Here is a 4689-nt window from a genome sequence, read left to right on the forward strand (position 1 = left end):
CTGCCGTATCGCCGTCTATATAATAGAGCGCATAGGCAGACCCGTTCGTATCTTCCAGTACGGCGCACCTGCCGTCGTCCGCAAACAGCAAACGCAGCCAGCCTGCGAAGCGTTCTTCTGTCCGTACAAACGCATTGTCAAATTGTCCGATGTACCCGTTATACGCGTCAAACAGCTGTCTGATTAGAGCATCTGAAAAATCTGCGTATATGCGTACCGATTGATCTTCCCGTCCTTTGGGTTCCAACGTTTCCCGCCGGATATAGGCAATCGTCTCATAGCCGAACTGCCGATAAAACGAATGCAGGAAGGGATGCAGGTAGGTGACCGCCTGTCCACGCTTTCGCATATCGAGCATAGCCGCTCTCACCAACTCACGCATCAACCCGCGCTTTCTTGCCTCCGGTAGCGTAGCACACCCCGCCAGAAAGTCCGCATCATATCGTTTTCCCTGTAGCTTCCCGCAAAAAGGCAACATAAAAAGATCGGCCAAAATTTTATCGTTTTCATAGTAGCCGAGCGTCTTTTCATACTGCACAAAGCTCTCAAAATATTGAGTGATGAATGTGTCCGTATCGTCAAAGCAAACGTTCCATATCCGCTTTGCTTCCTGCTCTCGCGACACATCCAAAGGCCAGATGTTCATTCTTCTTCTCCGCTCAACAATACATCGTATTTTTCAAGCATAAACGCCGGATGATAGGATTTTTTCGCCTTCCTGATCCCCGGCACGCCCATGTCCTCTGCGCGGTTGATATATTTGCAATGAGACCACACGCGCTTTACAAATTCATTGTTCACATAGGCATACAGGCCGTTCACACCCGCCTTTGCTTTTTCAATATGTATGATGGCCGTATCAGAACTGATCTGTTCCCCGAACGAGAAAGCCACCACTTCCCCTTTGATCTTGACCACACAGCCTTTAAAGTTAAGCTCACGCCAATGATCGAGCGCTTTGGTGATGGACAGCAGTTCTTCTTCCGCCTCGCGCGGATCGCCGTCCTTTATCTTCGACCATTCGATCTGCAAACGCAGGCATTCCTCCCTGTATTTGTCCTCATACGGCTCAAACGTGCTCTCATAGTCACGCAAAAAACAATTCACATGGTTTCTCTTGGAATGATATTTTTTGCCGGATAAATTCATTAAATCCTGCGCATTGTATACATATTCCGTATTATACTCGTCATATGCGTAGTCATATCGCTCACCACAGTCGTGCTTGATCCTTTCCATCATCTCCGGCGTAGCGCACTTGATGTAGAACACGCCGTTTTCCTGTGTCATATGGTCTTCACACATGCGCATATACGGTTCAATGGATCGATTCAAGTCTTTGAGATAAGGCGGGAGCATAAACGGCTTATATACGTCGCTGTACATTTTGATAAACAATGCGTCTTCATGCACTGCCATCTGGATGTCCCAGGCTTCCTGCCATGTATACATGTTCGAAAAAGACGCTTCCGAATGCCTGTAGTCGTTCACAAGCACGAAGCTGTCAAAAAGAGGTTTATCGTCAACCTCCAACGGTTTAAAATTCAACATAAATACCTATCAGTCCTCACGATTTTCGTTACATACCAGTCCGCGTTCCGCATCCAGTTTGATGTGCGTTCCGCTTTTGAGTATCTGCGTTGCGCTCACCGCACCCACAAGCACGGGAATATCGAGCGCCATGCCCACGATCGCCGCATGCGAATCCAGATTGTCGTCCTCTGTTATAATACCCGCAGACTGCTTCATTAAATCCAAAATATAATTTGACGTTTTCGGAATCACAAGAATGTCTCCGCTCTTAAAAAGCTGCCGCGCCTGCTTTTCCGTATTGGCAACGCACAGGTTGCCGGACGCGCACATATTATTGACCCCCACGCCCTTCACAAGAACGTTGCCGACGATATGTACCTTCAAAAGATTCGTCGTCCCGGCGATGCCAAGCGGTACGCCCGCCATGATCACGACTAGGTCTCCGTTTTTCAAATAGCCTGCTTCCTTGGCGGTATCTACTACGGTCGCAAACAGTTCGTCCGTATTGTCTTTTTGTTCTACCTCGAGCGGGATCACGCCCCAGGACATGCTCAGCTGCCTGCACACGATCGGGTCGGGCGAACATCCGATGATCGGGATGGACGGACGGTATTTGGACGTCATGCGTACCGATGTGCCTGTTTTCGTCACTGTAATGATCGCCGACGCGCCGAGGTCGTATGCTGTCGTACATGCCGCATGAGAGATCGCGTTTGTCACATCAGAGAAACAATCGATATCGTTCTGCTCAAAGCGTTCCCTGTAATCGATGTCCTTTTCCGCACGTAAAGCAATACGCGCCATCGTCTGTACCGCTTCCACAGGATACTTGCCCGCCGCCGTCTCGCCGGAAAGCATGATCGCGCTTGTCCCGTCATAGATCGCCGTCGCCACGTCCGTCGTTTCCGCACGTGTAGGGCGCGGGTTGTGCATCATGCTGTCCAGCATCTGCGTCGCTGTAATCACGATCTTTCCCGCCGTATATGCCTTGTCGATCAGGCGCTTCTGATAGACTGGTACGTCTTCTAAAGGAATCTCGACTCCCATATCGCCGCGCGCGACCATAATCCCGTCAGAAACGCGCAAGATATCGTTGATGTTCTTCACACCTTCCGCGTTCTCGATTTTTGCAATGACCCGGATGCTCCTGTTGTTATGCTCTTCCAGTATTTTTTTGATATCTAAAATATCCTGTTCGTGGCGCGTAAAACTCGCGGCGACAAAGTCGAACTCGTTCTCGATGCCGAAAATGATGTCCGCTTTGTCTTTCTCACTGACATATGGAAGGGAGATCGTAAACCCGGGAACATTCACACCCTTTTTATCGCCCAGCGTTCCGCCGTTCAAAATTTTACACGTAATATCAGTCTCCGTGATATTCGTCGCCTGTAGCTCGATCAGTCCGTCGTCGATCAAAACCACCGCTCCCTGCTTTAAGTCGCGCGGCAAGTCCTTGAACGAAATGGACACGATCGTCTCATCGCCCACCACTTCGCGCGTCGTCAGGGTAAACACGTCTCCTGTTTTGAGTTCGACCGACCCAGTCTCAAATTGACCGATCCTGATTTCCGGCCCCTTCGTATCAAGCAGGCAAGAAATATAGCGTCCCATTTTCTTGCTGATTTTGCGGATTTTTTTGATTCGTTCCTTTTGCACATCATGATCGCCGTGTGAAAAATTGAACCGGGCAACATCCATACCCGCTTCGATCATTCGTTCAATCATTTTTTCATCTTCACAGGCCGGACCAAGGGTGCAGATAATCTTTGTTCTCCTCATGTCATAACGCTCCATATATATAAATTTTTATGATTCATATCAATGCTTTCATTTTACCATAAAACCAAAAGGAATGCTTGCCTATTACCTAAAATTTTTACAAAAGAAAAGCCGTACCAGCTTACGGTACGGCTTTCTATAAAGCCATTCTTTATTCTTCCATATCCTGTTTCGCCTGTGCGATGACCTTATCCGCCATCTGTGCCGGGATTTCTTCATAACGCTCAAACGTCTGCTTAAAAGTGCCGCGCGCCTGCGTCATAGAACGAAGGTCAGTCGCATATTTGAACATTTCGCTCATCGGCACCTCCGCCGTCACTTCCTGCATATTTTCTACCGGATTCATACCGAGTATCCTGCCGCGCCTGCGATTGAGATCTCCAATGATATCGCCCATATACTCATCCGGGATCGTAACGACCACTTTCACAATGGGTTCCAAAAGAATCGGCCCCGCCTCCGCAACGCCCTTTTTGAACGCAAGATTTGCCGCTACTTTAAAGGCCATCTCAGAAGAATCCACCGTATGATAAGAGCCGTCATACAGTGTGCATTTCAAACCGACCACAGGATAGCCTGCCAGCACGCCTTTTTTGATGCTCTCTTTCAATCCCTTTTCTACAGCGGGAATATACTGGCGCGGCACTACGCCACCCACGATCTTATCCTCAAAGATAAAGTCCGCAAGTCCATCCGGAACCGGCGAAAACTCGATCCATACGTCGCCATACTGTCCATGACCGCCTGATTGTTTTTTGTGTTTGCCCTGTGCCTTGACCGGTTTTTTGATCGCTTCCCTGTATGGGATGCGCGGGTCATGCATTTCGCCTTCCACGTTGAATTTGCTCTTTAATTTGTTGATGATGATCTCCAGATGCATCTCACCCATACCGTTTGCGAGCATATCTCCCGTTTCGGTATCTTTTACAAGCTTAAATGTCGGGTCTTCATCCTCTAACCTATGCAGGCCGCCAAACACTTTTTCTTCTTCGCCCTTCTTCTTTGCCGTGACAGCAAGGGAAATAGAAGGTTCGGGGAATTCGATGGGCTTAAAGCGCAGCGTACACGCGCCTGTACAAAGCGTATCGCCCGTTGCAGTATTTTGCAGTTTTGCGATCGCTCCGATATCCCCTGCCAAAAGCTTTGTTACATTGATCAGCTTTTTACCGCGCATAACGCCGAGGTTCGAACATTTTTCCGGCTTGCTTGTATTGCCATTGGTCGCAGTCATGTCTGACGTCAACGTGCCCTGCACGATCTTGATGATCGACAGCTTGCCTACAAACGGATCCGCAATCGTCTTTAAAACGCGAGCCACAAACGGCGCCGCCGGGTCTCTTTTCAGCTCGATATCATTTCCACCGGCGTCCTCTGCGT

Annotated in this window: 4 protein-coding genes; all 4 read right to left on the reverse strand. The window is 49.0% G+C overall.

Translation table 11 applies throughout. From position 1 onward, the window contains the following. Positions 1-646: GNAT family N-acetyltransferase (locus VB081_RS08100; RefSeq protein WP_323400317.1), on the reverse strand; the 646-nt coding region annotated here is incomplete at its 3' end. Beyond that, positions 643-1551 (reverse strand): DUF2156 domain-containing protein, encoded by a 909-nt coding sequence (locus VB081_RS08105; RefSeq protein ID WP_323400318.1) that lies wholly within the window; start codon positions 1549-1551, stop codon positions 643-645. The genes VB081_RS08105 and VB081_RS08100, both read right to left, overlap by 4 nt. 9 nt (positions 1552-1560) lie before the next feature. Continuing rightward, positions 1561-3312: a pyruvate kinase gene (gene pyk / locus VB081_RS08110; protein ID WP_323400319.1), complete on the reverse strand. Its 1752-nt coding sequence runs from the start codon at positions 3310-3312 to the stop codon at positions 1561-1563. 151 nt (positions 3313-3463) lie between these two features. Further along, on the reverse strand, positions 3464-4689 hold a 1226-nt coding region (locus VB081_RS08115), incomplete at its 5' end, for an elongation factor G (protein ID WP_323400320.1).

Source organism: Christensenella sp., from assembly GCF_034927525.1.
Lineage (GTDB): Bacteria > Bacillota > Clostridia > Christensenellales > Christensenellaceae > Christensenella.